Here is a 25,978-nt window from a genome sequence, read left to right as displayed (position 1 = left end):
GTCTTCGGCAGCACGATTCGGCCGCTCGGCTCCACAGGCCGGTCGGCGCAGGACGGCCGCGTCCGTCGGTCCTGCGGACAGGGGCCGCCGCCGGCCTTGGCAGGCGGTCTCCCCGGCGCACGGCTGCCGCCCCGGCCCTCTTTCGGTGGGAGGACGGCGTGGGGCTGCCGTCGGTGAGGGCTGACACCCGGCAGACTGGACGTCGTCCCCACCGCGGCAGCACAGGAGGCCCCCGGCGTGTGCACCAGCGGATCCGCACCGCATGAGCGGCCGGCCCTCGCAAGCGAGCCGGAGGCGTGGTGAGCCCGACCGCGGACGGGCCCGGCCCCCGCCTGGCCGACGCGGCGCCGGCCGCCCGCGCGGCCGCCGAGGTCGTCATCGTGGGAGGCGGTGCCGCAGGGCTGAGCCTGGCGCACCGGCTGGCGCGGGCGGGCATCACCGACGTGGCCGTGGTGGAGCCGCCCCAGGGGCCGCTGCGGCCCCCTGAGCGGACCTGGTGCCACTGGGCCGAGGGCTCCGGCGAGTACGACGGTGCCATCTCGGCCTCCTGGGAGCGGCTGCGGGTTCGCGGCCCTGACGGCAGCACCGTGGTCAGCGACCCCTCCCCCATGACCTACCGGATGATCCGCTCGGGTGCCCTGGAAGAACTGGTGCACCGCGGGCTGGCAGACCATGCGCAGGCCCGGCTGGTGCGGGGCGCCGTACACGAGATCCGCGACCGCCCGGGGGGTGCCGAGGTGCGGTGCGATCTCGCGGACGGCGGCCGGCTGGAGCTGCGCGGGCGATACGTGTTCGACTCACGGCCGCTGCCCGCCCTTCCGCCCGCCCGGACGGTGCTGCTGCAGCACTTCCGGGGCTGGTTCGTGCGCACCGCTTCGGCGCGCTTCGACCCGCGGGTCGCCGATCTGATGGACTTCCGGGTGCCGCAGCCCCGGCACGGTGTGGCCTTCGGCTACGTCCTGCCCCTCGCCCCCGATCACGCGCTGGTCGAGTACACCGAGTTCTCGCGCGCGCCCCTGACCTCGGCGGGGTACGAGGCCGCCCTGCGCCACTACGCGGGTCGCGTACTGCGGCTGGGCCCCTACGCCGTCCTCTCCGACGAGCAGGGGGTGATCCCCATGACCGACGCGCGTTTCCCGCGGCGTGTGGGGCCGTCCGTGTACCGGATCGGGGCCGCCGGGGGTGCCACCCGCCCCGCCACCGGCTACACCTTCTCCGCCCTGCAGCGGCAGAGCCGGGACATCGCGGCCGCGCTGCGGACGGGACGCCGCGAGATCGTGCCACCACCGCACGGCCGCCGCGCGCTCGCCATGGACGCGGTCCTCCTGCGGGGCATCGACGCCGGCCGTATCGACGGGGCCGCCTTCTTCACCCACCTCTTCCGGACCGTCCCCGGCGAGCGGCTGCTGCGCTTCCTCGACGGGCAGACCACGCCGCGGGAGGAGTTCGGCATCGGGCTGCGCACCCCTGTCGCCCCGATGCTGCGCACCGCCGCCGAACTGCCCTTCCTGCGCCGACGCACCCGCCCCCGGGCCATGGCGGCCCCCCAACCCGAGGAGAACGCGCGGTGACGCTGCTCCGCGACCACGACCTGTCCCAGGCCTTCGACCACGCCTCGCGCTCCTACGACCGGCTCACCGCCCTCAACCCCGGCCACCGTGCCGAGCTGTACCGCTCGGCACGGCGCCTGCAACTGCCCGGCGGCGGTGCGGGCCTGCACGTTCTGGACCTCGGCTGCGGCACCGGGACGTCCACCCGGGCGCTGTTGCGCGCCGCGCCGCTCGCCCGCGTCACCGCCGTCGACGCCTCCGCCGGCATGCTGGCCCGTGCGCGCGCCAAGCCCTGGCCCGGCCGGGTGCGGTTCGTGCAGGGCGCGGCGGAGGACCTGCCGGACGCGGGCGGCGGTCCGTACGACGCGGTGTTCGCCGGCTACCTGTTCCGCAACGTCACCGACCCGGACGCGGTACTGGCCGCGGTGCGCGACGTGCTGCGCCCCGGCGGGCGGCTGGTGGCGCACGAGTACAGCCTCAGCGGGCGGGCCGAGCACCGGGCCGTGTGGCAGGCGGTCAGCCGGTGCGTGATCGTACCGGCGGGCACCATGACAGGGGACCGTGACCTGTACCGGCACCTGTGCGGCAGCGTGTCGGCCTTCGACACCGCGCCCGTCTTCGCGGACCGGCTGCGCCGGGCGGGGTTCACCTCGGTGCGGGCGGCTCCGGTGGCCGGATGGCAGACGGGCATCGTCCACACCTTCACGGCCCGCAACGCCTCCGGCCTGCCGCAGGCCCCACGGTGAGCGCCCTGCTCCAGGGCCTCGGGCGCGCCCCGGGCACGGGGGCCGGGCCGGCGCGGCGCGGCCGTGACCGGCGGGCGGAGGTCGTGCTGCCCGCGCCGGGCCGTGCCCGCTTCGAGCGGCGGGACGCTCCGGGCGTGGCGGTGGTGGGCGGGGGGATCGCGGGACTGGCCGCGGCCACCGCGCTGGCCGAACGCGGCGTACAGGTCACCCTGTATGAGCGGGAGGCCTCGTTGGGCGGCCGGCTCGCCGGGTGGCCCACCCGGCTGGCGGACGGTTCGCAGGTGACGATGAGCCGGGGCTTCCACGCGTTCTTCCGCCAGTACTACAACCTGAGGGGGCTGCTGCGGCGGACGGACCCGGCACTCGCACGCCTCGCACCGCTGCCCGACTATCCGCTGCGTCACAGCGGCGGGGCGACGGACGGCTTCGCTCGGGTGCCGCGCACGCCGCCGTGGAGTGCGCTGGGCTTCGTCGCGCTGAGCCCGACGTTCGGGTGGCGGGACCTGGCGGCGATGGACCCTCGGGCGGCCCTGCCGCTGCTCGACGTGCGGGTCCCCGAGGTGTACGAGCGCTACGACGGCATCGGGGCCGCCGAGTTCCTCGACCGCATCCGCTTTCCCGGCGCCGCACGCCATCTGGCGTTCGAGGTGTTCTCCCGCAGCTTCTTCTCGGATCCGGAGGAACTGTCGGCGGCGGAGTTGCTGTTGATGTTCCACATCTACTTCCTCGGCTCGTCCGAGGGCCTGCTGTTCGACGTGCCCACCGAGCCGTTCCCGCAGGCCCTGTGGGAGCCCCTGGGCGCCTACCTGCAGCGGCTGGGGGCCGACGTACGCACCGGCACCGCCGTGCACGGCCTCCGCCCTTGCCCCGACGGCTCTCTCGAAGTGCGGACCGACGGAGCTGCGGTCCGCCACCGGGCGGCTGTGCTGGCCCTCGACGTGCCGGGCCTGCGGCACACGGTGGCCGCCTCGCCGGGCCTCGGCACGGCCGCCTGGCGCGGGGAGGTCGCGGGCCTGCGGACCGCTCCCGCGTTCCTGGTCTCCCGGCTCTGGCTGGACAGGCCAGTGGACCCGCGGCGTGCGGGTTTCCTCGGGACCGCGGGCTTCGACGGCCTGGACAACATCAGCGTCCTCGACCGGTGGGAGGGCGAAGCCGCCCGCTGGGCGGGGCGCACGGGCGGTTCGGTCGTCGAACTGCACGCCTACGCGGTCGACGGCGCCGCGGGCCGTGAAGAGGTCCAGGAGCGGCTGACGGCGAAGCTGAGGGAGATCTATCCGGAGACCCGCACCGCGCGCATCGTCGACTCCCGCCACGAGTGGCGGTCCGACTGCCCGCTCTTCCCGGTCGGCGGCTATCGGCGCCGCCCGGCGGTACGCACGCCGGATCCCCGGGTGATGCTGGCCGGGGACGCGGTGCGCTGCGGTCTTCCGGTGGCGTTGATGGAGCGGGCGGCCACCACCGGGTTCCTCGCGGCCAATGCGCTGCTCGCCGGCTGGGGCGTGCGGGGACAGGTGCTGTGGACGGTGCCCCGGGCGGGCCGCTCGCGCGCGTTGCGGCTCGTGGCGGGCGTCGCGGCGCGGTCCTGAGCGCTGGGCGGCGGCCGCGCGCGGGCGGGGCCGCCGCCCGTCGTCAGCCGGGGAGGGTGCCGGCGCTGCGCAGCGCCCATCGGCGCTCGGCGTAGGCGAGGTCGTCGCGCCACAGGCGGCCGGCGGCGCGGGCCATCAGCGGACGCAGGGCCGGGGCGAGGGCGCGGGCCAGGCGGAAGCCGGGGCGGTCGGAGACGGCCACCACCGCTTCGACGACGGCGGTTCTGGGCGCGGCCGCGCCGGGCGGGGTCAGGGGCGTGGCGTGGGTCTCGACGATGGAGGTGCGCCCTTCGCCCTCGGTGATCCGCATGAGGACGGTACGCGGCCCGGGGGCGGTGAACTCGGCCCGTACGGGCACCACGAGCCGGCCCGCCACCGTGAAGGAGACGTCCACGACGAAGGGGTCGTCCTGCTCTCCCTGCGGGGCGCTGATCACGCGCAGGTCGGTGAAGGAGTAGGGGTGGAACCACGATCCGTGCCAGGGGTCGAGGCGGTTGGCCACCACGTCCTCGGGTTCGCAGCGCCCGACGACGGTGACCACCGCGTCCACGGCCCGGCCGGGATCGGGCCGCAGGGCCGGCGGGGGCCGGTCGGTCGGTTGCCCGCCGCCGATGTGGTCCAGCCGTACCCACACCAGGACGCCGTCGTCGTGTACGGGGTAGGGCTGCCATCCGGCGAACGGGGTGCCGTCGAGAACCATGCCGTGCCAGTGGCACACCAGCGTGCCGCACACCACGCGGCTGTCGCGCAGGGGCGCCCCCAGGTGGGGGCAGGCGCCCGGGCCCGCACGCAGGTCGCCGGATGCGGTGCGCCACAGGACGATCTCCGTGCCGCCGACCGTCCTTCCGCTGGGGCGGCCGTCGGCGGCGACGCTCCGGGAAGCGCCGACGACGAACCAGTTGCCGCAGGGGCGGGCCTGGGCCCGCTTGAGGGCGGCGGCGATGAGGGCCGGCTGTGCCTGCTGCCAGGTCGGTGTCTGCGCGGCCCAGTCGGGGCCGGTCCGCAGCCGCAGCGGGGTCCGCCGGCGCAGGTGACGCGCGTGGCCGCTCATTCGGGCGTTCCCTGGGCGGAGTTCACCCGGTCCGGGAGCACCGGGGCGGGTCCGCGGCACGCGTGGCGGTGGCGCAGGCGGGCGGCCGCGACCTGGGCGGCGCCGGCGGCGGCCGTGACGGCCCTGCGCCGGCGGGTGACGGCGCTGCGCCTGTGCAGGACGGCGTAGTCGTCGGCCGCGATGGCGTCGAGGATGCTGCGGTAGAGGACGTACGCCGTGCGGATGCAGGGCCGTACGCGGGGATCGAGTATGGCGATGCCCGGCTCGGCCTGCCGGTACACCGTGCGGGTCAGTGCCTCTGCCGCGACGAGCGCGGCGCGGATGCGTGGGTCGCGGCGGCCGGTGCGGCGGCTGTCCTCGAGGAGCGGGCGGTCCACGCCGTGCGCTGCCAGCAGGTCGGCGGGCAGGTAGACGCGGCCCCGGTCGAGGTCCTCCCCGACGTCGCGCAGGAAGTTGGTCAGCTGGAAGGCGATGCCGAGGGCGGCCGCGTGGGGTGCCGCCTCCCGCGGGTCGGTGACGGTGCCGAGGACGGGCAGCATCTGGAGTCCGATGACCGCGGCCGAGCCGTGCATGTAGGCGCGCAGGTCCTGGTAGGTCGGGTAGTCGGTGACGGTGAGGTCGTCGCGCATGGAGGTCATGAAGTCGGTGAAGTGGGTGTGCGGGATGCGGTAGTGGGCGGCGGTGTGGGCGACGGCCTGGACGACGGGTTCCGTGCTGGTCCCCGTGCAGAGCCCGTGGGCGAGGGCCGCCTCCAGGCTGGCGAGCTGCCGGTCGCGTACGGCCGGGGTCTCGCGGCGGTCGAGGTCGTCGACGATGTCGTCGGCCCAGCGGGCGAAGCCGTACAGGGCGTGGACGGCGGGGCGGCGTTCGACGGGCAGGAGGCGGGTGGCGAGGAAGTAGGTGCGCCCGTGGGCGGCGTTGAGGCGGCGGCACAGCGTGTACGCGGCTCTGAGGTGCGGGGCGGTGACGCCCGCGGCGTCCAGTTCACGGCTGCTCATGGGGCGGGGGGCCTTCCTGCGGTAGTCCGGCGGCCGGCGGGTCGGACGCCGGGCGGCGGACCGGCCGCGGGCCGGGCACCGGCGGAACGGACGCCGGGTCGGACGCCGGTGATGCGGGCGGCGGCGAGCTTGCCGCTGATGAGCACGGTGGGGACGCCGACGCCAGGCGTGGTGCCGCAGCCGGCCAGGACCACGTTGTCGAGGTGACGCACCAGGTTGCGGGGCCTGAACGGCCCCGTCTGGGCGAAGGTGTGCGAGACGGAGAAGGGGCTGCCGGCGCCGTGGCCCTGACTGGTCCAGTCCGCCGGGGTGACGAGCATCTCGCGCTCGATGCTGTCGGCGAACCCGTGCAGGCCCCTGCGTTCGAGTTCCGCGGCAAGGCAGTCGCGATAGCGGGGGCCGAGGGCGCGCCAGGCGGCCGCGGAGGGGCCGGAGTCGGTGTTGGGGCAGGGTGCCAGGACGTAGTGGAGGTGCCTGCCGGGCGGCGCCAGTCCGGGGTCGTGGGTGGTGGGGCGTGTGATCAGCAGGGAGGGGTCGCTCATCAGGGTCCCGGTGCGTGTGAGCTCGTCGAACGTACGCTCCCACGCAGCGCCGAAAGAGATCGTGTGGTGGGCCAGGTCCGGCCAGGTGCGGTCCGTGCCCGCGTGCAGGACCACCGCGGACGGCGAGTGGCGCAGGCGTACCGGGCGGCGGGGAGCGCGTCCGAGCAGACGGCGCGCGACGGGCAGGTCCGGTGTGAGGACGACCGCGTCGCACGGGATCCGTACGTCCGGGGCCACGTGTACGGCGCGGACCCGGCCGCCCGCGTGTTCGAGTCGGGTGACTTCGGAGGACCAGTGGAAGTACGCGCCGGCCTGTTCGGCGCAGGCGGCCATGGCGGCGGGCAGGGCGTGCATGCCGCCGCGGGGAAACCACACCCCGGCCACGGTGTCCATGTAGGCGATGACGGCGTAGGCGGCGAGGGCGCGGGCCGGCGGGACGCCTGCGTACAGGGACTGGAACGAGAACACCCGGCGAAGCCGCTCGTCGGCCAGGAAGCTGCCGATCTTGCGGTCGAGGCGTCCGAAGCCGCCCAGTGCCGCGAGCCGTGCCAGGTCCGGGTGCAGGAGCTGGAAGGGCGAGTCGAAGTTGGTGTCGATGAAGCGGCGCATCTGCGCCCGGTACAGCCGCTCCAGCCACGTGCGCAGCCGCCGGTACCCGGCCGCCTCGGCGGCGCCGGCGAAGTCGCGGACCTCCGCCTCCATGGCCTCGCCGTCGGTGTGGACGTCGAGGCGGGAGGAGTCGGCGAACACGGCCCGGTAGGCGGGGTGCAGGGGCAGGAGCTCGACGTGAGCGGCCAGGCTGTCGCCCACGGCGGCGAAGGCCTCGTCGGCCAGGTGCGGCATCGTCAGGACGGTGGGGCCGGTGTCGAGCAGGTATCCGCCCATCTCCGCTCGGCCCGCTCTGCCGCCGGGCCCGCTGCCGCGTTCGACCACGGTGACGCTGCGCCCGGCCCCCAGAAGGTGCAGGGCGCAGGCCAGCCCGGCCAGCCCCGCCCCCACGACGACGACGTGCCCCGTGGGGCCGGGTACGGTCTTCATCGGTCCTCCCGGAACGCGGTGTCCGCCACCCCGCCCGTGGCCCGCCGCACCAGGGCGTCGAACTCCTCGACGATGCGGTCGGGCGCGCCGGTCGCCGCGAAGTGCTCCACGCTCGCCGCGGCGAGTTCGGTGATCTCCGCGCTCACAGCGGCCCGGGCCCCGGTGCGTTCCACGGCGGAGCGCATCTGCGCGATGCCCGTCTCCGAGCGGGGCTCGGCGCCGGGCGCGAGCACGACGCCGGCCTGCACATCGCCCGAGGCCTCGGCGAGGCGGGTCGCGACGGCGAGGAGATAGGTGAGTTTGCGGTCGCGCAGGTCGTCGTCGGCCGGCTTGCCGGTGTCGGCGGGATCGCCGAACGTGCCGAGCAGGTCGTCGCTGAGCTGGAAGGCCAGGCCCGCGCAGCGGCCGGCCGACCGCAGCGCACCGAGCGTGGGCTCGTCCGCGCCGGCGAGGGCGGCGCCGAGACCGAGGGGCCGTACCACGGTGTAGAACGCGCTCTTGAGGGTGGCGACGGTGACCGCCTCGGTGACGTCGGACGATCCGAGAGCCTGGGCGCGGATGTCGCGGTACTGCCCCGCGGCCATCTCGGTGCGCATCGCCTGCCACTCGCGGTGCAGGCATCCGCCGTGCTCGGACCCCAGGGCGGTTTCGGTGAAGAGGTCGTCGGCCCAGGCCAGGGCCAGGTCCCCGGCGAGGATGGCCGCACCGGTCGCGAAGGCCTCCAGGGAGCCGCGCATCCGCCCTTCGCCGTGCATGCGGGCGAAGTCGACGTGCACGGCGGGCGCTCCGCGCCGGACCGGGGAGCCGTCCATGACGTCGTCGTGCACCAGGGCGCAGGCCTGGAGCAGTTCGAGGGCCGCGCCGAGACGCAGGACGTCCTCGGGGTCGCCGTGGCCGCCCGCAGCCTGCCACCCGCACCACACGAACGCGGTGCGCAGCCGTTTGCCTCCCCTGCGTACGAGGTCGGCGACGCGGTCCGCGACCTCGTCGGCGAACACGTCGTCGGTCTGCCGGGCGGCGTGCAGTGCGGTGTCAAGTCGTCGGTGCAGAAATTCCTCGCCGACCTCGATGGCCTTGTCCGTGCTGGTCAGAGCGGGGCCAGCATCGGATGCGGCACGCCCGGGGCCGGCCCGGCCGGCCGGGGTCGTCCACAGATGAGACATGCAAGCCTTCTCCCGCTCAGCTGCTGGAACGCCTGGACCTGATCGCGGCGCTTGTTGTGTACTGATCCCTCCCCCAGAACCACAGGCGTCTGACGCGCTCCCGCTCGGATGGGGGTACGGCTTACGCTTCGCCGGCCGCGCCGGCCGCGCTCGGCGGGCGGGGCAGGCGGGCGGGGGCCGGACGCCGCCCGGCCGGCGGGACGAGCGTGGGGGCCGCGGCTGGGGCCTTGACCGCCGCGCCGACGATGACCGCAGACAGGTCGCCGCCGGTCTGCGCGAGGGAGTCCGGAACACCGTTGCCGGAGCGAGTTCTGGGCTGTCGACCGGCGGCACCGGGGCCTGAACGACGGGCACGCACACCCCGATCCACACGACACGGCGACCCGGCAGGCGCAGCGCACCGTCGTCGTTCAGGCCTTCCTGAGCAGCTGGGTCGCCGCGCGGCCGAACATGAGGCGGGCCGTCCGGTTCAGGACGCTGTCGAAGAGGCGGGGCAGGAAGCGGACGCGCAGTTCCTCCCGCCACACCACCCGGCTGCGGCCCCCCGGCCCTGGCCGGACCTCGATCTCCGCCCAGCCCAGGACGACCCGGCCGCGCTTCTCCAGCCGGCACAGGCCGGGCTCGTCGCCCACCGGCGGGCGCCAGACCTTCACCTCCATGACGTCGTCGAAGCTCATCGGTCCGACGCCCGACCGGGCCACGAAACGCGTGCCCTCGCGGGTCGGCGGCGCGGTGAGCACCTCGATCCTGGTCAGCGGGACCACATCGGCGTGGCGGGGCCATTCCGTCAGCCTGCGCCACGCCTCCGCGGGGGCGAGCGGGGGCGTGCGTTCGAGGGAGAAAGTGGGCACGGCACGATCGTAGGGAAGGGGCCCGTCCGAAGTCCTCGATCGACGCCGAGTCCTCCGAGCCGGAGGCCGGCCGCCCGGCGCCACGTCGTGGACCGGTTCTGGACGTGGTCCGGCGCGGCCCCGAGGACGACGCGGCCGCGGCCACCCGCGTCTCGTGTCCGCTCTCCTACCGCAGCACGGTGGCGGCCACGGACAGGTCGGCCACCAGTCCCGCGAAGGCCGCCTTCCGGTCGCCGGCCCGCAGGACGGCGGAGGGGTGGACCGTGGCCAGCAGCCGGCCGTCGGCGGCTCCGGACCGCTCACCGGAGGGGTCCGGCATCGGCAGCAGGACACCACGCTGCTCGCCCACCCGGAACGACGACCCGAGCAACGCCCTGCCCGCCGTTCCTCCCAGCACCACCAGCAACTCGGGAGTGACCCGTCTCAGTTCCTCCGCCAGCCAGGGCCTGCACGCGGTCATCTCCCGCAGGTTCGGAGACTTGTGGATCCGGCGCTTGCCGCCCGCGGCCGGGGTGAACTTGAAGTGCTTCACCACGTTGGTGAAGTACGCCTTCTCGTCACCCAGGCCGGCCTCGTCGAGCGCCCGGCGCAGGAGTTGCCCCGCCGGGCCGACGAAGGGCTCCCCCTTCACGTCCTCCTGGTCTCCGGGCTGCTCCCCGACCAGCATCAGCCGCGCTCCGGCCGGGCCCTTTCCGAACACCGTCTGCGTGGCATCGAGGAAGAGGGGACATCCGTGGCAGTCGGCCGCCGCCCGTCGCAGGGCCGCCAGCCCGCCGCGCGAGGGCAGGTAGGGCGTGGCGTCGTACCCCTGGCCACGGTCCGCAGCCGAAGCAGCACCCGCCTCCGCGTCCATGACCACTGCACTGCCTCCACGCCGTGGTGTCCCGTCGTACGCCCTGGCCGGCTCCGTGAGCACACGACCTGACGGGAGTACGCTTCTGCCCGAGTGGCCCGGCGGGAAACCACCGGCGGCCCGACCGTCTCGGCGTCAAAGGCGTGTCGGCCGTCCTTGCGCGGCTTGAGCCGGTGAATACCGGGCTTTGCCCGACCCGCCCCGCTGACCTGCCCCGGCCGGCCCCGGCTGCGCCGCGCCTTCGGCGTCCCGGTCTGCGTGTCTGCGTCCACCGGCCAAGGGCGTCGAGGCGGCGGGCGGTTCGTGCGCTGCCCGCCGCGTCGCGCCGCCGGTCAGACGTGGCCGCGCCAGGCGCCCGTTTCCCTGCCCCGGTCCTCGATGAAATGCTTGAACCGCTTGAGGTCGCCCTTGACCTGGCGGTCGACGAATCCGAACTTGTCGCCGATGTTCTCCGCCATCCCCTCGGGATCGAAGTCCATCATCAGCGTGACCTCCGTATGCGCGGGATCGATGGGCCGGAACGTGACCAGCCCGGACTGCTCCGTCTGTCCCCCGACCGTCACCCAGGCGACCTTCATGTCCGGGACCTGTTCGGTGATCTCCGCGTCGAACTCCCGCCGCACACCGCCGACCCTGGTCACCCAGTGCGTGAGCGTGTCCGTGCGCTGCTCGATCCGCTCCACACCATCCATGAACTGCGGGAACGACTCGAACTGCGTCCACTGGTTGTAGGCCGTCGTCACCGGCACGTCCACCTCGATGGACTCCTTGACCTGCGACATGGCAAAGCTCCTTCCGGCTGTGGGTGGCCGCCGACCGGACGGCATGCGGCCAGGACATCCCTGCCCCGCCACCGCCCGTGCCCCGCGGTCCCCGGCCGACACCACCCGCCCGGGGAGCCGTTTGCCGCGCCCTCACCGTCACCGGCACCCCGGACGGAGCCCTCCCACCCGCACCTGGGCGGGCCACCCGTTCATCCGGGTGCGTCGGCTCCGGTCCGCGGTGTGTCCCTCGGCGGCTGGTAGCGTCGCACGTGGCCTTGATCGACATCGACGACGGAGGAAACCAGCCCCATGTCCGAGGACCTGGCCGCCGACACCATCCAGCAACTGTCCGACGTGGTGGCGTCGAACAGGCTGCCGGAGCACATCGTCGAACTGCTCCGCGTCGCCCTCAGCCAGGCCGAGGCGGCGAAGGCAGCGGGTCATGAGGAGGAGGCCCTCACCATCGCCGGCCAGGCCCTGCGGACGGCCGAGACCCCGACCGGCGAGCAGTAGCCCGCACCGGCCCGGGAGCCGGGCGCCCCTGTGCCGGCCGTACAGGTGGTTTCACGGTCCGGGTGGGGCGGCGCTCTGATCGTCGTTCAGGCGGGCTCGCCACTCGCTGACGTAGGTGTCGGGCATGGAGGCCAGGCGGGCGATCTCGGCGTCGCTGCGTCCGTCGGACCAGGCCAGGATCCGCGTCACGGTGCGGTTCCGGCCGGAGCGGAAGTCCTTGAGCATGTTCTCGAGGCGTTCGACTTCCCCGCCCTCGAAGACGAGCTGCTGTTCGACGCCGGCGCGTTCTTCGGCACGCAGGTGGTGGAGGTAGGTGTTGAGTCCGGTCAGGACGAGCCCGTGTTCGCGCGCGGCGTTCTGGAACCTCTCGGCCAGGTCGGTCAGCACGCAGTCGGGGACGTCGGCGAGGGTGGCTCCGGGGGGTTTGGCCGCCTCCCAGGTGCTCTTGCCGGTCTCCGTCGTCTCCAGCCAGGTGCGGGCGTCCGTCGGGGCGCGGTCGCCGCACGCCTGTGCGCGGTAGGCGTACAGGGCGGCGCGGTGGCCGTAGAAGGTGAACCCGTCCTCGATCTGCATTTCGGCGGTGTGGCATGCCCTGCCCGGTACTCCCCCGTAGCCGGTGTCGGGGTGGTAGTCGGCGTAGGCGTCGAGTTCGGCGTCGGCGGCCACGGCCCAGGAGGGTTCGCACAGCTCGGGGTTGGCGGCGAGGAAGGCGCCGACCTCCACGCGCCAGGCGGGGGTCGGTGTCATGCGCAGCCTGGGCCAGTGGGGTGTACCGGAAAGGTCGAGGGTGTGGGTGGTGGTGTGTTCGATGTCGTCCCAGGCGGTGGCGGCCTCGGCCGACCACTCCAGTTCTCCGTCCGGCCCGATGCGGTGGACCGAGTCGACGAGGCGCTGCACGGCGGGCAGGATGCGCAGGGCGAGGGTGTGGAGCTCTTCTGCGGTGAAGAAGCGCCAGGTGCAACCGTGCTCTTGGTCATGGGTGAGGTGGCCGAGGAGTTGCACCATGGTTCCGGGGGCGGGGATGGCCCCGTCGCCGAGTGCCCTGCGGGGGAGTCCGGGGAGCCGGCCGGCGAGGCTCTCCCGCGGAGCCCTCCAGTCGGTGTCGCCGAACCAGACGGCGCCGTCGTTCGCGTCGATCGCCAGCCACTGCTGGTATCCCGTACCTGGTCCGTAGCGCTGGTCCTGCTGCTCGGCGTGCTCGTCGTGCCATATGTACTCGGCTGGTGGCGGGTCCAGCTCCGCGGCCATGAAGCCGTCCTCGGGGCGGTAGCCGGTGAGGACGCGGGCTGTTCTCGGCGCGCTGTCGGCTGCGGTCATGAGGGGTTTCCTCTCGGTGGAACGTCAACCACGGCCAACGTAGTCCGCTCGCCAGATAGTAGTTTAATTTTCAGCCACTGCGTCCGATAGTCGGACACGCTGGGAACGCTGGCTCCGCGGAGGGGTCTACGCGCGTGCACGCGGCGGCAACGTGGCTGTATTTCGTGCGCCCTTCACGGTCCGTTCACCGCCGGCTGCGGGGTCCGTCGCCTGCGGGAAGGGGACGGGGAACAGCGTTGCGATCCCCTTCCCGCAGCCGTCGCGGCCCGGGCCGGCCTGCGGGTGGGCGCGGCGCGTGGTCACGCGGCGGACCGGTCGCATGTGGCCTCCGGTGCCGTGCGCGTCAGGAGAGTGCGGCCCGCGCCTGGGCGGCGAGTATCCGCTCGAGGTCCAGGACGGCGCCCGGGGTGTGCCGGGTGTCGATGCGGACGGCGTAGATGAAGCGCGTCAGCCGGGGTGCGGCCAGGGGGCGGGCGACGATCTCGGGGCTGGCGCGGGGCAGGGCGAGTTGGGGCATGAGGGCCACGCACAGGCCTGCGGCCACGAAGCCGAGCACGGTATTGAAATCGTCTCCCTCGTACTGCAGGCGGGCCTGGAAGCCGGGCGTCTTGGCCATCTGGGAGAGCAGTTCCAGGCGCAGTGCGGCCTCCGGGGCGGCGATCCATGTCTCGGAGGCGAGGCTGGCCAGGTCGATGACCTCCCTGTCGGCCAGGCGGTGGTCGGCCGGGACGACGGCCACCACCGGGTCCCGGGCGATCAGGGTCCGGCGGAGCGTCCGGGGCGGGGGCACGGGGATGAAGTCGTAGTCGTAGCTGAGGGCCAGGTCCATGTCGCCGCGCTTGAGCCGGCTGTAGCCGGCTTCGGGTTCGAGCTGGGAGAGGCTGACCTGGACGTGGGGGTAGGCGGCGTGGAGCCGGGCCAGCGCCTGGGGAACGATGCCGGTGGCGGCGGAGGCGAAGGCGCCGAGGCGGATCCGTCCGGCGGTACCGGCGCGCATGGCGTCGAGTTCGGCCGATGCCGCGGCCAGGGCGCTGCGGACGCCCTGTTCGGCGTCGAGGAGGACCTCGCCGGCCGGTGTGGCGCGCACGGGGCGGCGCTCAAGCACCCGAAGGCCCGCGCGGCGTTCGAGTTCGGCGATCTGCTGGGAGACGGCGGGCGGGCTGTAGCCGAGTTCGCGTGCGGCGGCGCTGAAGGAGCCGTGCCGTACGACGGCTTCGAGGGTGGCGAGCAGGCGGGGGTCGAGTCCGTGCACGGAGTTAAGGCTCACTTATCTGTCGCGAAGATGTGTTTTCTTGTGATTCGAGATGAACGCCAGCAGGATTCTTGCTCGCGGCGAGAAAAACGCAAGCCCGCGTTCCCGGGCCGCGCGAAGGCCTCTCCTCCACCCTCAGGGCGCCCTCCGCCCGTACCGTCCTCGCCCCCGCCGCAGCCTGCCGCGGCCGCGCCGGCCCGTCGGACGGGCGCGGATCCCACCGTCGACGGGCACCCCTCATGCCCCGAAAGGAAGTGGTATGCCCCAGCCTCCGCTCATCGGACTCACCACCTACCTCGCCCACGCGCAGTGGGGCGAGTGGGACCTGCCCGCCGCCGTGCTGCCCGCGGCCTACACGGACTGCGTCCAGGCGGCGGGCGGCCGCACCGTGCTGCTGCCGCCGGACGCGCCCGCGGCCGCGGCCGACGTGGTCGGCCGTCTGGACGCGATCGTCCTGACGGGGGGCGAGGACGTGGATCCCGCACTGTACGGGGCGGCGCCCCACCCGCGTACGGGGCCCCCGGTGCGCGAGCGCGACGAATGGGAACTGGCCGTGCTGGCCGCCGCCCTCGCCCGCGACATACCCGTGCTCGGCGTGTGCCGGGGAATGCAGCTGATGAACGTCCACGCCGGCGGCACCCTCATCCAGCACCTGCCCGACCGGGTGGGCCACCACGGCCACAACCCCTACCGGGGCCACTTCTGCGCCCACGCCGTGAGCACCGTACCGGGGACGCGGATCGGCGCCCTCCTGCCGGGAACCCGCGAGGTCGCCACCCACCATCACCAGGCGGTGGACCGCCCGGGCGCGGGGATGATCGTGGCCGCCCGTGCGGCGGACGGCACCGTCGAGGCGATCGAGAGCACCCGTCACCGCTTCGCCGTGGGCGTCCAGTGGCACCCGGAGATGGGCGTCGACGTGCCGGTCGTGCAGGCCCTGGTCGCTGCCGCGGACTTCGTCGCGGACACCGACGAGGCCGCGGGGGCCGGACGGATGGAGCGCACGGCGCGAAGCTCACCGGGCGGGATTTTCCCGACGCAGGTGTCTTGACACCCTGCGGCGCACCCCGCAGGATCACAGCGTGAACCTGTCAGACAGCCAGACAGGTGGCCCCCTTCCGCGGCGCGTCAGCGCCATGGAAGCGGTCTTCGGCCACCTGCGCAGCGCCATCGAGCGCGGTGAGTACGTCGTAGGCGACAAGCTCCCCTCCGAAGCCGAGTTGTGCCGCACCCTCGAGGTCAGCCGGCCCGTACTGCGGGAGGCCCTGCGGGCCCTGCAGGCCATGGGGCTGACCGTCTCGAAGAGCGGCAAGGGCACCTTCGTCGTGGCCAACACGGTCGAGGACCCCACCTTCGGCGACTACGCCGCCAGCGACCTGCTGGAGGTGCGCCGACACGTCGAGATCCCGGTCGCCGGGTACGCCGCACTGCGCCGTACACCGGAGGACCTGGACCATCTGAGCCATCTGCTGGAGCGGATGGAGCGGGAGACCGACACCACCGCGTGGGTGGCGATGGACACCGTCTTCCACCTGGCGGTGGCCGAGGCCTCCGGCAACCCGGTCTTCCGCCGGGTCATCGAGGAGATCCGTGACGCGCTGGCGCGTCAGTCGACCTTCCTCAACGAACTGGGCGGCCGGCGCGAGCAGTCCAACTGCGAGCACCGGGCGATCCTCGAGGCGCTGGCCGACGGCAGCGAGCACGACGCGGTGGAGGCCATGTCCCACCACCTGCTGCGGGTCGAGACGACCCTCACCGACATCGTGCGCCCCCAGCGCACAACCGCCCCTACGGAAGGCAGACCCGAGGCGTGAGCGAGCAGTTCCTCAAAGACGAGAAGCGCCCCACGACCCGTCACGTCGACGCCGGGGACACCGGCTACAGCAAGTCCTTGAAACCCCGGCACGTCAACATGATCGCCATCGGGGGTGCGATCGGCACCGGGCTCTTCCTCGGCGCGGGCGGACGCCTCGCCGACGCCGGACCCTCCCTGTTCGTCGCCTACGCCGTCTGCGGGATCTTCGCGTTCCTCGTCGTGCGTGCGCTCGGCGAACTCGTCCTGTACCGGCCGTCCTCCGGTGCCTTCGTCTCCTACGCCCGGGAGTTCCTCGGGGAGAAGGGCGCCTACACCGCGGGCTGGATGTACTTCCTGAACTGGGCGACCACCGGCATCGCCGACATCACCGCGGTGGCCACCTACACCCACTACTGGCACCTGTTCTCCGACGTTCCGCAGTGGGTGATCGCGCTCATAGCCCTGGCCGTGGTCCTGACCGTGAACCTGATCTCGGTACGGATCTTCGGCGAACTGGAGTTCTGGTTCGCCATCGTCAAGGTCAGTGCCCTGGTCGTCTTCATGGGGATCGCGATCTTCCTCCTGGCGACCCGGCACCCCGTCGACGGCGCCGTCCCCGGCCCGGCCCTGATCACGGGCAACGGCGGGATCTTCCCCAACGGCCTGCTTCCCATGCTGCTGATCATCCAGGGCGTCGTCTTCGCCTACGCCTCCGTCGAGCTGGTCGGCGTCACGGCCGGGGAGACCGAGAACCCCGAGGAGATCATGCCCAAGGCGATCAACTCGATCATGTGGCGCGTGGGCCTCTTCTACGTCGGCTCGGTCGTCCTGCTGTCGATGCTGATGCCCTGGAACAGCTACAGCGCCGGCCAGAGCCCGTTCGTGACCGTGCTCTCCCACATCGGCGTCCCGGCGGCCGGCGACGTGATGAACCTGGTCGTCCTCACCGCGGCCATGTCCTCGCTCAACTCCGGCCTCTACTCCACCGGCCGCATCCTGCGCTCGATGGCCGTCAACGGCTCCGCCCCGCGCTTCACCGCCCGGCTCAGCCGCACCCAGGTCCCCTACGGCGGCATCCTCCTCACCAGCGGCATGTGCGTCCTGGGCGTCGGGCTCAACTTCGTGGTCCCCGCGGACGCGTTCGAGATCGTCCTCAACCTCGCCGCGATCGGCATCCTCGCCACCTGGGGCATGATCATGCTCTGCCACCTCCTCTTCTGGCGGAAGACCCGCAGCGGCGAGCTGACCCGCCCCTCCTACCGCCTGCCCGGATCCCCGTGGACCGAACTGGTGACCCTCGCCTTCCTCGCCTCCGTCCTGGTCCTCATGTACGCCGACGGAGGAGCGGCGCGCACCACCGTGCTGTGCGTGCCGCTGATCGCCGCGGCGCTGGTCCTCGGCTGGTACGCGGTCCGCGGCCGCGTGGCGCGCGCCGCCGCCCAGAACGACAGCTGAGCCGGGCGGGGGGCCCGCCCCGGTCACCCTCGGGGCGGGCCCCCCCGCCGGCCGGCCCGGTCAGCAGCAACCCACCACCGAACGAGGCAGTGATGCGCAGCCCTCTCCTCGCCGACGCTCCCGCGATCCGCGAGCCCCACCATGCCCCCGTCGCCCACCTCATGCGGGGCGGCGTGATCGAGGGAGTCCACTACGGCTCCGTCGTCGTCCTCGACAGCGGGGGCGGCGTCCGGTCGGGCATCGGCGACATCGAAGCCGCCTGCTACCCGCGCTCGGCCCTCAAGCCGGTCCAGGCCGTCGCCATGGTCCGGGCGGGCCTGCCGCTGGACGGCGTCCTGCTCTCCCTCGCGATGGGCAGCCACTCCGGCGAGCAGCACCACCTCGCGGGCACCCGGCTGATCCTGGAACTGGCCGGGCTCACCGAGGACGACCTGCGCAACGTCCCCGACCTCCCCTACGCCCCGGCCGTCCGGGACGCCTGGGTCCGCGAGGGCCGCGGGCCGTCCCGGCTCGCCCAGAACTGCTCCGGCAAGCACGCGGCGATGCTGTACCTGTGCAAGCTGTCCGGCTGGCCCCTGGAGACCTATCTCGACGCGGACCACCCGCTCCAGAGGATGATCGCCGGGGTCGTCGAGGAACTCACCGGCCAGCACATCGCGAACGTCACCGTCGACGGCTGCGGATCGCCGCTGTTCGCGGTGTCCCTGCACGGTCTGGCCCGCGCCTGCGCCCGCATCGCCACAGCCGCGCCGGGCACCGCCGAGCACCGGGTCGCGAACGCGCTGCGCGTGCACCCGGAGATGGCCTCCGGCACAGGGCGGGACACGGCCGAACTGATGCGCGCGGTGCCCGGGCTGCTGGCCAAGGACGGCTTCGAGGGCGTCCAGGTCGCCGCACTGACCGACGGCCGGGCCATCGCCGTGAAGATCGCCGACGGGGCCGACCGGGCGCGTGTCGCGGTGACAGCGGCCGCCCTCGCCCGTGCGGGAGTCGAGCCCCGGCTGCTCGCCGGGTTCGCGGGCGAGCCGGTGACCGGCGGCGGCCGGACCGTCGGCGGCGTCCGCACGGTGGCGGCCCTGAAGCCGCCCGGCGTCCCCGCCGGCGGCTGACCCCCGTCTTCCCCCCTTTCCGCCCCGATCCGATCCGATCCGCCCACCTCAGGAAGAGGACCCGCACCCCCATGACCGCCGCCAGCCGCACTGAACACGACCTGCTCGGAGACCGCGACGTCCCCGCCGACGCCTACTGGGGCGTCCACACCCTGCGCGCCACCGAGAACTTCCCCATCACCGGCACGCCGATCTCCACCTACCCGCACCTGATCGATGCCCTCGCCGCCGTCAAGGAGGCCGCAGCCCTCGCCAACGGGGAACTCGGCCTGCTGGAGCCCGCGAAGGCGGCCGTGATCGTCGCCGCATGCCAGGAGATACGCGGCGGCGAGCTCCACGACCAGTTCGTCGTCGACGTCATCCAGGGCGGCGCCGGCACCTCGACCAACATGAACGCCAACGAGGTCATCGCCAACCGGGCGCTGGAGCTGCTGGGCCACGCCCGGGGCGACTACCGGCACCTGCACCCCAACGAAGACGTCAACCTCGGCCAGTCCACCAACGACGTCTACCCGACCGCCGTACGGATCGCGACCGTCTTCGCGGTCCGCGGCCTGCTCGACGCCATGGCCGTCCTGCAGAACGCCTTCGCCCGCAAGGCCGCCGAGTTCCACGACGTGCTGAAGATGGGCCGCACCCAGCTCCAGGACGCCGTGCCGATGACGCTGGGACAGGAGTTCTCCGCCTTCGCCGTCATGCTCGACGAGGACCGCAGCCGGCTCGCGGAGGCCGTCGGCCTCATCCACGAGATCAACCTCGGCGCCACCGCCATCGGCACCGGCCTCAACGCCCCGGCCGGATACGCCGAGGCGGCCCGCCGCCACCTCGCCGACATCACCGGCCTGCCCCTGGTCACCGCTCCCGACCTCGTCGAAGCCACCCAGGACTGCGGCGCCTTCGTCCAGATGTCCGGCGTCCTCAAGCGCATCGCCGTCAAGCTGTCCAAGACCTGCAACGACCTGCGCCTGCTGTCCTCCGGTCCGCGCGCCGGGCTCGGCGAGATCAACCTGCCGCCCGTCCAGGCGGGATCGAGCATCATGCCCGGCAAGGTCAACCCCGTGATCCCCGAGGTCGTCAACCAGGTCGCCTTCGAGGTCATCGGCAACGACATCACCATCACCATGGCCGCCGAAGCCGGACAGCTCCAGCTCAACGCCTTCGAGCCGGTCATCCTGCACTCGCTGTCGAAGTCCGTCACCCATCTGCGCGCGGCCTGCCTCACCCTCGCGGAACGATGCGTGAGCGGCATCACCGCCAACACCGAGATGCTGCGCGCCACCGTCGAGAACTCCATCGGGCTGGTGACCGCCCTGAACCCGCACATCGGGTACACCGCCGCCACCGACATCGCCAAGGAGGCCCTCACCACCGGCCGCGGTGTGGCCGAACTCGTCCTGGAACGGGGCCTGCTGCCGGCCGGACAGCTCGCCGCCCTGCTGCGGCCCGAGGTGATCGCGGGCACCGGCCCTGCCCGTACCTGACACCGACCGATCCGGCACACCGGCCCCGCAGGGGTTCCGCACGGACGGGAAGGGGCTCAGCGGTCGTGCGGGGGGTGGGGCGGCGGTGGCGGGAGGGTGGTTGTGGGGGGTGCGCTCTCCGGCCAGACGAGCAGGACCGGGCAGGGGGCGTGGTCGACGACGAAACGGCTCGCGTGCCCGAGGCTGTGGGGACCGAGGCGGGTGCGGTCTCCGTCGCGGGCGAGGATGAGCAGGTCGGCGCCTTCGGCGGCGGCCACGACTTCGCGTTCGACGCGGCCCGCGCGTTCCTGCCGGATGCACGGGCGTCCCAGCCGGGCGGCCGCGTCGGCCAGGAGCTGTTCGCCTGCCGCATGCGCCAGGTGCTCCACCCGCGTACCGGGGTCGCGATCGGGGCGGGCCCGGCCCAGCAGCCCGGCGTACGCGCCGTGCGCCAGGCCGGGTGCCTGCGGAGCGCTGATGTGGAGCAGGACCGGTTCGGTGTCCGCGGGGGTGTGGGTGCGTGCTGCTTCGACGCAGGCGGGCCAGGTGCCTTCGACGATCCAGACGATGACGCTCACCGTGTTCAGCCTCCGATCGCTTGGAGTGAGACCCACAGTGCCGGCACCGACAGCAGCAGTGCGGCCGGCGTGGCGAGCAGGCCGAGCCGGGTGAACTCGCCCAGCTCCACGTCGGTGTCGTGTTCGCGCACGATGCGCCGCCACAGCAGCGTGGCCAGGGAGCCTGCGTAGGTGAGGTTGGGGCCGATGTTCACCCCGAGGAGCACGGCCAGGACGGCGCCCGCGCCGGTGGGCGCGGTCAGCGGGAGCAGCACCAGGACGGCGGGCAGGTTGTTGATCACGTTCGCCAGTACGGCAGCCAGTGCCGCGATGGCCAGCAGGGCCGGCAGGTCGGTCCCGGTCGGAATCACCCGCCCCAGCACGTCGGCGAGTCCGTTGTCGACCACGGCCTGGACGACGATGCCGAGGGCCAGTACGAAGACGCAGAACGGAAGGGCCGCGGCCCGTACGATCGCCGGCACCGTGGTGCGTCGCTGTGCCAGGGCGCGGGCGGCCAGGACGGCAGCGCCCGCGGCCGCCGCCCAGGCCGGGTCGACACCGGCTACCGAGGCCAGCACGAATCCCGCGAGGGTGCCCGCCACCGTGAGCAGGGCGAACAGCGGTAGCTCCGGCGCGTCGGCGGCGGGCGGGGCGTCGGCGCCCGCGTCCAGGTCGGTGGCGAAGAAGCGGCGGATCACCACGTACTCGGCTCCGATGGCCACCAGCCAGGGCAGCGCCATCAGCGCGGCGAACCGGGTGAAGGCCAGGCCGCTGGCGGCGAAGGCCAGCAGGTTGGTCAGGTTGGACACCGGCAGCAGCAGCGAGGCGGTGTTCGACAGGTGCGTGCAGGCATAGACGTGCGGCTTGGCGCGGGCGCCCAGCCGTGCGGCGGTGGCGAAGACCACCGGAGTCAGCAGCACCACGGTGGCGTCGAGGCTGAGGACCGCCGTGATCAGGGAGGCCATCGCGAAGACGAGGACCAGCAGGCGGCGGGGGCGTCCCGCTGCCCGGCGTGCCATCCACGCGCCACAGGCGTGGAACAGGCCCTCGTCGTCGCACAGCTGGGCCAGGACCAGAACAGCCGCGAGGAAACCGATCACCGGCCCCAGCCGGGCGGCCTCGGCCGCCGCGTCGCCGAGGGAGATCGCTCCGGCGGCGACGACCACCCCCGCGGCGGGGACGGCCACGACCGCCTCCGGCCAGCCCCAGGGCCTGATCACCGCACAGCCCAGAACCACGAGGAGCAGAACGAGAGACAGCACTTCAGCGAGCAAGGCGTTCACCAGGAGCGGAGCCTTTCGGGGTGCCTCCTGCAAGACCGCTCTCGATGGGCCCGCCGACATCCCACTGCTGCCTGGTGGCCCGGCTGCTCAGGTCCTGTGCGTGCCGTCGTCCGCTTCGCGTTCGGAGGCCGCGGGGTTCGGGCGGTCGCGGAAAGCGGTCAGGCCGGGTTGATGTTCTCCGCTTGCAGGCCCTTCTGGCCCTGGGTGACGTCGAACGTCACGGCCTGGCCTTCCTGGAGCTCCCGGAAACCCGAGGAGTTGATCGCCGAGTAGTGTGCGAAGACGTCCGGGCCGCCCCCGTCCTGCGCGATGAAGCCGAAGCCCTTCTCCGCGTTGAACCACTTCACGGTTCCCGTAACCATATCCATGCCTTCCAGCCGATGAAATGCCTTCACGCACCGTGCGGAAGGCCGAGGTGATCGCCATGGTTCCTGCGGCACAGCACACCGTCGCCGCCTCGGCGTGGGCGAAGGGAGCGCCCGAACCACGACAGCTGACCCAGACGGTACACGCCCGCACACCCTGTCCCCGGAGAAACAACGGTGGCGCGTCACGCGGGCGGACGCCGGCCGCCGGGCCCTGGCGGGAGCAGACCGCCAGAACCCGGCCGGCGGATTCACTCCTTCGGCCGCGCGGCGGTGGGAGGACAGCGCGGCGAGGCCGGCTCTCGCGCCGCCGACCGCACCGTGGCACCCGGGCCCGCGCCCGGGGACGATGCGCGGCCCCGGGGAGTACCGGCCAAGGCCCAGCGAGGCCCTCCGTCCGTTCGACGGCCAACGCCGGCCACGGGTGTCGAGCGAGGTGCGGCGCGCCGCGGCCCGACAGGGCTTTCGTCCAGGATTCCCCCAAGGTCGGGCCAAGCGGGTTCCGGCGACAGGACCTCGGAGGCTGTTCCGCCTAGCTTGTTGAGGTGTGACCACTGATGTTGAACGCCATGAGGGTGTACGAGCCGTGGGGCGGCGCTGGTTCGTCCGGGCCGTCCTGACGGGAGCGGTGGCCGTGGGCAGCGGGCTGGAACTCGGTTGTTCCGCGGCCTCGCCGCCCACGAGCCCCGGCTTGACGCGCCCCCGGCCGAGCTCGCCGGGGTCCGCACTGCGGGAACTGGCCGGGGGAAACCAGCGGTGGCGGAGCCTTCACGAGCGGCACCCCGATCAGACGCGGACCGTACGGCAGGAGCTGGTGGGCGGGCAGCATCCGTTCGCCATCGTTCTTGGCTGCGTCGATTCCCGCGTCCCTCCGGAGCTGGTTTTCGACCAAGGGCTCGGTGACCTGATGACGGTGCGCTCGGCAGGTGGGGTTCTGGATGCGGCCGTGCTGGCGAGCGTGGAGTACGGGGTGCTCGAGTTGGGCATCCCGCTGGTCGTGGTGCTGGGGCACCAGTCGTGCGGCGCCGTCACGGCAGCGGTGCACGCCGATGAGGGCGGCAGAGAGCTTCCCGGCCCCCTGCGCTACCTCGGCGATCAGATCCGCCCCGCGATCGACCGCCGGCTTCGGGGCGAGGCGCGTGTCGACGCTGCCGTCACGGCGAACGTGCGGCTGGTGCGGTCGCGCCTGTCCAGGGCTCCGGACCTCGCCGAGAGGGTCGCAGCGGGGAAGCTGGCGGTCGTGGGCGCCCGGTATGAACTGACCAGCCAGCGCGTTCACGAGATCCCCTGACCGCAGGCCCGGGCACATCTTTCCCCGCAGGCCGCCGACCCCGCTAGACTTGCAGAGTTATGCAATTTACAAGTTCTGTATGTGGGCGGGTGTTGTGGTGTGGCCGGATTCGCGGAGGCAGCGCTGGAACGAGTGCGCGCGGCGCGGGCTCGCCTGGCGGCTGCGCACCATGCCGGCGACGCCTTCGAGGAGGCGCAGGCCACCGAGGAACTGGAGGATGCGCTGCGCATGGCTTGCGATCACGGCGTGCACACCGGCGTCGAGGCGGAGGGGCAGTGACCCGTATGACGGCCCCCTGTCGGCCGGGGGCCCGGTAGTGGCCCGGCATTCCGGCGACAAGGCGCGGACGCGGTCGGCGGTGCAGGTCCGTCGGCATGCCTGGACGGTGCCCCTTGAGCCCGGTTCGGTGCGGGCCGCACGCGAGCGGGCGGAGCGGTCCCTGGTGCTGTTCGGCCTCGTGGCCGGCTCCTCGCTGTGCGGAGCCGTGCTGCTGGTCGTCAGCGAGCTGGTCGCCAATGCCGTACGCCATGCCCGGCGGTCCCCGGAGGCCGAGGTCACGCTGACGATGACCGATCACCTTCTGGTGGTCGGCGTCGCAGACCTGGACTCCCGCCCGATGGCTCTCCCCTACCGTTCCGCGGGCGAGGGTCTGCGGACGGTGGCCGAGCTCGCGCGGGTCTACGGCGGAGACGTACGGGTCGAGTCCGCTGTCGACGGGCGGGGGAAGACGGTCGTGGTCCGCTTCATCCTGCCGGAGGGCACCCCGTGACCAGCGGCGGCCGGGAAGACGCCTCCGTGTACGAGATCACCTACCTCGATGCGGGCCACGTACCGGTCACGCGCACGGCGGGCGCGAACGAGGTCGGCGAGCTCGTGGCCTGGGCGGGCCGCCACGGAGTGAGGGTCCGCGTCCGCCCGTGTGCCGGCCCGGGCGGAGGGCGCGTGGCCGGTGGTGCCGGGAACGGAGGCGGGCAGCGGTGAGGGCGAGCACGAGAAGTGGCTGGGGATGTTCCCCGCCGCGCCGCGGCCCTTGCACGGATCCGGATCCGGATCCGGATCCGGATCCGGCGGGCTGAAAACGCGCGAGAGCGGCCGCCTCCCGGTGTCAGAAGCGCGAGTGAACCCGCACCGACGGGAGGCGGCCGCCGTTCATGGTCCGAGGGCGGTGTGCCCTCGGAGCGGCCCTACTGCGGGCCGGTGGCGCGCAGGTTGGCCAGGAGTTCGGCCTGGCCTTGCAGGACGCCGGAGAGGATGCTGCGGGCGACGCGGAGCAGCTCGGCGACTTCGGGGCTGGTGAGCCGGTAGTACACGGTGGAGCCCTCGCGGCGGGTGAGGACGAGGTTGGCCTTGCGCAGGACGGCGAGCTGCTGGGAGAGGCTGGCCGCTTCGATGCCGACCTCGGCCAGCATCTCGGCGACCGCGTGCTCGCGCTCGCTCAGCAGTTCCAGGACACGGATGCGGACCGGGTGACCGAGAGTTTTGAAGAACTCCGCCTTGAGCTGGTAGAGCGGCGCCTGCGCATGGCCGGCGTCACCCGTCTTGCCCGTCGCGCGTGTACTGCGCACCTGTTCCACCCAACACTCATCATCACGGGGACGGTCCTTCCGTCCCCACACACCGTATGTGACCTCCAGAATTGCAGATTCCTGCAATGCCCGGACCCGGTAGGTCCGCGTGGGGACGGCCGGGCCCGGGTGTGGGGTACTGCGGTCTTGCCGCTCGGGCCTGGGTCAGGCCTTCTTCAGGAACTCCGTCCTCAGCACGAGGCCCTTGACCTTCTTGGTGTTGCACTCGACCTCGGCAGGCTTGCTGGTGAGGCGGATGTTCTTGACCAGGGTGCCGCGCTTGAGGGTCTCCGAGGTGCCCTTGACCTTCAGGTCCTTGATCAGGGTGACCGAGTCTCCGTCCTGGAGCTGTGTGCCGTTGGAGTCCTTGACGATGATGTCGCTCATGGTTCCGTCTTCCTTGTGTTCGCGCAGTGGCCGGCGGGGCCGGGTCAGGTGAGGGCCGGTGCGGCGGGGGCCGGGGGGTGGGGCCAGTGGTCGGTGTGCCACTCCTTGCCCGCGGCCTCGCTCCGGCTGAGGGGCGTCGATGCCTCGCTGTGGTGGGCGGCGAGGGCGGTGGGCAGGTCGCAGTGGACGGGGATGGCCGGTTCGCGGGCGTCGGGGACGAGGGAGCCGTCCGCGGGGATCGCGGCCAGTTCGAGCGTCCGTCCGGCGGCGGCGAGGCGCCGGGCGGCCTGGGCGACCGCGAGCTGTCCGCCGGCCGACCAGCCCAGCAGCTCGGTCAGGTCCAGGATCACCGGGCCGCCTCCCCGCGCCTCGGCCCAGCCGACGGCGCCGGTGAAGCGCGCGGTCGCGTCCGCGCCGAGGTATCCGGCCAGGGACAGCACGCCCAGGTGGTCATGGGCGGTGTAGCGCCACTCGATCGTCATCGTCG

The 25,978-nt window shown here is 73.2% G+C and carries 27 protein-coding genes; 12 read left to right on the top strand and 15 right to left on the bottom strand.

Features of this window, described 5'->3' with window-relative positions; genetic code table 11:
• The first annotated feature begins 332 nt into the window (after positions 1–332).
• Genes ACFY15_RS17495 through ACFY15_RS17485 form a run of 3 tightly spaced genes read left to right on the top strand, consistent with a single transcriptional unit; the run spans position 333 to position 3,882 of the window.
• Positions 333–1,571 (top strand): lycopene cyclase family protein, encoded by a 1,239-nt coding sequence (locus ACFY15_RS17495; protein ID WP_390690567.1) that lies wholly within the window; start codon positions 333–335, stop codon positions 1,569–1,571.
• Complete coding sequence (locus ACFY15_RS17490) at positions 1,568–2,296, top strand: class I SAM-dependent methyltransferase (RefSeq protein ID WP_390690499.1); 729 nt, start codon at positions 1,568–1,570, stop codon at positions 2,294–2,296. The genes ACFY15_RS17495 and ACFY15_RS17490 overlap by 4 nt, the downstream gene beginning before the upstream one ends.
• The gene (locus ACFY15_RS17485) at positions 2,227–3,882 is read left to right on the top strand and encodes an FAD-dependent oxidoreductase (protein ID WP_390690500.1); all 1,656 of its coding nucleotides are present in this window, start codon (positions 2,227–2,229) and stop codon (positions 3,880–3,882) included. Before ACFY15_RS17490 ends, ACFY15_RS17485 begins: the two co-directional genes overlap by 70 nt.
• A gap of 43 nt (positions 3,883–3,925) precedes the next feature.
• Here ACFY15_RS17485 and ACFY15_RS17480 read toward each other — a convergent pair whose 3' ends face one another.
• The 7 genes from ACFY15_RS17480 to ACFY15_RS17450 all read right to left on the bottom strand — a co-directional run bounded on the left by ACFY15_RS17480 (position 3,926) and on the right by ACFY15_RS17450 (position 11,160).
• Positions 3,926–4,933 (bottom strand): DUF5914 domain-containing protein, encoded by a 1,008-nt coding sequence (locus ACFY15_RS17480; RefSeq protein ID WP_390690501.1) that lies wholly within the window; start codon positions 4,931–4,933, stop codon positions 3,926–3,928.
• Complete coding sequence (locus ACFY15_RS17475) at positions 4,930–5,931, bottom strand: phytoene/squalene synthase family protein (RefSeq protein WP_390690502.1); 1,002 nt, start codon at positions 5,929–5,931, stop codon at positions 4,930–4,932. The genes ACFY15_RS17480 and ACFY15_RS17475 overlap by 4 nt, the downstream gene beginning before the upstream one ends.
• Complete coding sequence (locus tag ACFY15_RS17470; RefSeq protein ID WP_390690503.1) at positions 5,928–7,511, bottom strand: phytoene desaturase; 1,584 nt, start codon at positions 7,509–7,511, stop codon at positions 5,928–5,930. The genes ACFY15_RS17475 and ACFY15_RS17470 overlap by 4 nt, the downstream gene beginning before the upstream one ends.
• A complete protein-coding gene (locus ACFY15_RS17465; protein ID WP_390690504.1) occupies positions 7,508–8,674 on the bottom strand; it encodes a polyprenyl synthetase family protein in 1,167 nt (388 codons plus the stop codon). Before ACFY15_RS17465 ends, ACFY15_RS17470 begins: the two co-directional genes overlap by 4 nt.
• A gap of 410 nt (positions 8,675–9,084) precedes the next feature.
• Positions 9,085–9,525: an SRPBCC family protein gene (locus tag ACFY15_RS17460; protein WP_390690505.1), complete on the bottom strand. Its 441-nt coding sequence runs from the start codon at positions 9,523–9,525 to the stop codon at positions 9,085–9,087.
• Positions 9,526–9,691: 166 nt separating this feature from the next.
• Positions 9,692–10,378 carry a UdgX family uracil-DNA binding protein gene (locus ACFY15_RS17455; protein WP_390690568.1) on the bottom strand — a complete coding sequence of 229 codons (687 nt, stop codon included), beginning with the start codon at positions 10,376–10,378 and terminating at the stop codon, positions 9,692–9,694.
• 332 nt (positions 10,379–10,710) lie between these two features.
• A complete protein-coding gene (locus tag ACFY15_RS17450) occupies positions 10,711–11,160 on the bottom strand; it encodes an SRPBCC family protein (RefSeq protein WP_390690506.1) in 450 nt (149 codons plus the stop codon).
• 291 nt (positions 11,161–11,451) lie between these two features.
• Here ACFY15_RS17450 and ACFY15_RS17445 point away from each other — a divergent pair, with 291 nt between their 5' ends.
• On the top strand, positions 11,452–11,655 hold the full coding sequence (locus ACFY15_RS17445) for a hypothetical protein (protein ID WP_390690507.1): 204 nt from the start codon (positions 11,452–11,454) through the stop codon (positions 11,653–11,655).
• A gap of 51 nt (positions 11,656–11,706) precedes the next feature.
• On the opposite strand, the gene ACFY15_RS17440 is transcribed toward ACFY15_RS17445, so the two are convergent.
• Both ACFY15_RS17440 and ACFY15_RS17435 read right to left on the bottom strand, forming a co-directional pair.
• The gene (locus ACFY15_RS17440) at positions 11,707–12,972 is read right to left on the bottom strand and encodes a hypothetical protein (RefSeq protein WP_390690508.1); all 1,266 of its coding nucleotides are present in this window, start codon (positions 12,970–12,972) and stop codon (positions 11,707–11,709) included.
• Positions 12,973–13,315: 343 nt separating this feature from the next.
• Complete coding sequence (locus ACFY15_RS17435; RefSeq protein WP_390690509.1) at positions 13,316–14,224, bottom strand: LysR family transcriptional regulator; 909 nt, start codon at positions 14,222–14,224, stop codon at positions 13,316–13,318.
• A 259-nt stretch (positions 14,225–14,483) separates the two neighbouring features.
• Between ACFY15_RS17435 and ACFY15_RS17430 the strand changes: the two genes are divergently transcribed.
• From ACFY15_RS17430 to aspA, 5 genes are all read left to right on the top strand, one after another.
• Positions 14,484–15,275 (top strand): gamma-glutamyl-gamma-aminobutyrate hydrolase family protein, encoded by a 792-nt coding sequence (locus ACFY15_RS17430; protein WP_390690510.1) that lies wholly within the window; start codon positions 14,484–14,486, stop codon positions 15,273–15,275.
• 85 nt (positions 15,276–15,360) lie between these two features.
• Positions 15,361–16,038 carry a FadR/GntR family transcriptional regulator gene (locus ACFY15_RS17425; protein ID WP_390690569.1) on the top strand — a complete coding sequence of 226 codons (678 nt, stop codon included), beginning with the start codon at positions 15,361–15,363 and terminating at the stop codon, positions 16,036–16,038.
• The gene (locus tag ACFY15_RS17420) at positions 16,035–17,474 is read left to right on the top strand and encodes an amino acid permease (protein ID WP_390690511.1); all 1,440 of its coding nucleotides are present in this window, start codon (positions 16,035–16,037) and stop codon (positions 17,472–17,474) included. Before ACFY15_RS17425 ends, ACFY15_RS17420 begins: the two co-directional genes overlap by 4 nt.
• A gap of 92 nt (positions 17,475–17,566) precedes the next feature.
• Complete coding sequence (locus ACFY15_RS17415; protein WP_390825733.1) at positions 17,567–18,583, top strand: asparaginase; 1,017 nt, start codon at positions 17,567–17,569, stop codon at positions 18,581–18,583.
• Positions 18,584–18,654: 71 nt separating this feature from the next.
• Positions 18,655–20,064, top strand: a complete 1,410-nt coding sequence (gene aspA / locus ACFY15_RS17410; protein WP_390825732.1) for an aspartate ammonia-lyase — start codon at positions 18,655–18,657, stop codon at positions 20,062–20,064.
• Between the two features lie 56 nt (positions 20,065–20,120).
• Here aspA and ACFY15_RS17405 read toward each other — a convergent pair whose 3' ends face one another.
• From ACFY15_RS17405 to ACFY15_RS17395, 3 genes are all read right to left on the bottom strand, one after another.
• Positions 20,121–20,621 carry a universal stress protein gene (locus ACFY15_RS17405; RefSeq protein WP_390690514.1) on the bottom strand — a complete coding sequence of 167 codons (501 nt, stop codon included), beginning with the start codon at positions 20,619–20,621 and terminating at the stop codon, positions 20,121–20,123.
• Between the two features lie 5 nt (positions 20,622–20,626).
• Positions 20,627–21,883: an SLC13 family permease gene (locus ACFY15_RS17400; protein ID WP_390825731.1), complete on the bottom strand. Its 1,257-nt coding sequence runs from the start codon at positions 21,881–21,883 to the stop codon at positions 20,627–20,629.
• 158 nt (positions 21,884–22,041) lie between these two features.
• The gene (locus ACFY15_RS17395) at positions 22,042–22,245 is read right to left on the bottom strand and encodes a cold-shock protein (RefSeq protein WP_390690516.1); all 204 of its coding nucleotides are present in this window, start codon (positions 22,243–22,245) and stop codon (positions 22,042–22,044) included.
• Between the two features lie 550 nt (positions 22,246–22,795).
• On the opposite strand from ACFY15_RS17395, the gene ACFY15_RS17390 reads away from it, so the two are divergent.
• The 3 genes from ACFY15_RS17390 to ACFY15_RS17380 all read left to right on the top strand — a co-directional run bounded on the left by ACFY15_RS17390 (position 22,796) and on the right by ACFY15_RS17380 (position 24,308).
• Positions 22,796–23,539 (top strand): carbonic anhydrase, encoded by a 744-nt coding sequence (locus ACFY15_RS17390; RefSeq protein WP_390825730.1) that lies wholly within the window; start codon positions 22,796–22,798, stop codon positions 23,537–23,539.
• 99 nt (positions 23,540–23,638) lie between these two features.
• Positions 23,639–23,818: a hypothetical protein gene (locus tag ACFY15_RS17385; protein WP_390690518.1), complete on the top strand. Its 180-nt coding sequence runs from the start codon at positions 23,639–23,641 to the stop codon at positions 23,816–23,818.
• A 106-nt stretch (positions 23,819–23,924) separates the two neighbouring features.
• Entirely contained in the window at positions 23,925–24,308 is a 384-nt protein-coding gene (locus tag ACFY15_RS17380; RefSeq protein ID WP_390690519.1) for an ATP-binding protein, read from the top strand.
• A 415-nt stretch (positions 24,309–24,723) separates the two neighbouring features.
• Here ACFY15_RS17380 and ACFY15_RS17375 read toward each other — a convergent pair whose 3' ends face one another.
• From ACFY15_RS17375 to ACFY15_RS17365, 3 genes are all read right to left on the bottom strand, one after another.
• Positions 24,724–25,104, bottom strand: a complete 381-nt coding sequence (locus ACFY15_RS17375; RefSeq protein ID WP_390690520.1) for an ArsR/SmtB family transcription factor — start codon at positions 25,102–25,104, stop codon at positions 24,724–24,726.
• A 165-nt stretch (positions 25,105–25,269) separates the two neighbouring features.
• Positions 25,270–25,491: an alkylphosphonate utilization protein gene (locus ACFY15_RS17370; RefSeq protein ID WP_390690521.1), complete on the bottom strand. Its 222-nt coding sequence runs from the start codon at positions 25,489–25,491 to the stop codon at positions 25,270–25,272.
• A gap of 44 nt (positions 25,492–25,535) precedes the next feature.
• On the bottom strand, positions 25,536–25,973 hold the full coding sequence (locus ACFY15_RS17365; RefSeq protein ID WP_390690522.1) for an anti-sigma factor antagonist: 438 nt from the start codon (positions 25,971–25,973) through the stop codon (positions 25,536–25,538).
• Between the last annotated feature and the right edge of the window lie 5 nt (positions 25,974–25,978).

It is taken from the genome of Streptomyces sp. NPDC001373, assembly GCF_042895815.1.
Lineage (GTDB): Bacteria > Actinomycetota > Actinomycetes > Streptomycetales > Streptomycetaceae > Streptomyces.
This window is presented reverse-complemented; position numbering and strand designations above follow the sequence as displayed.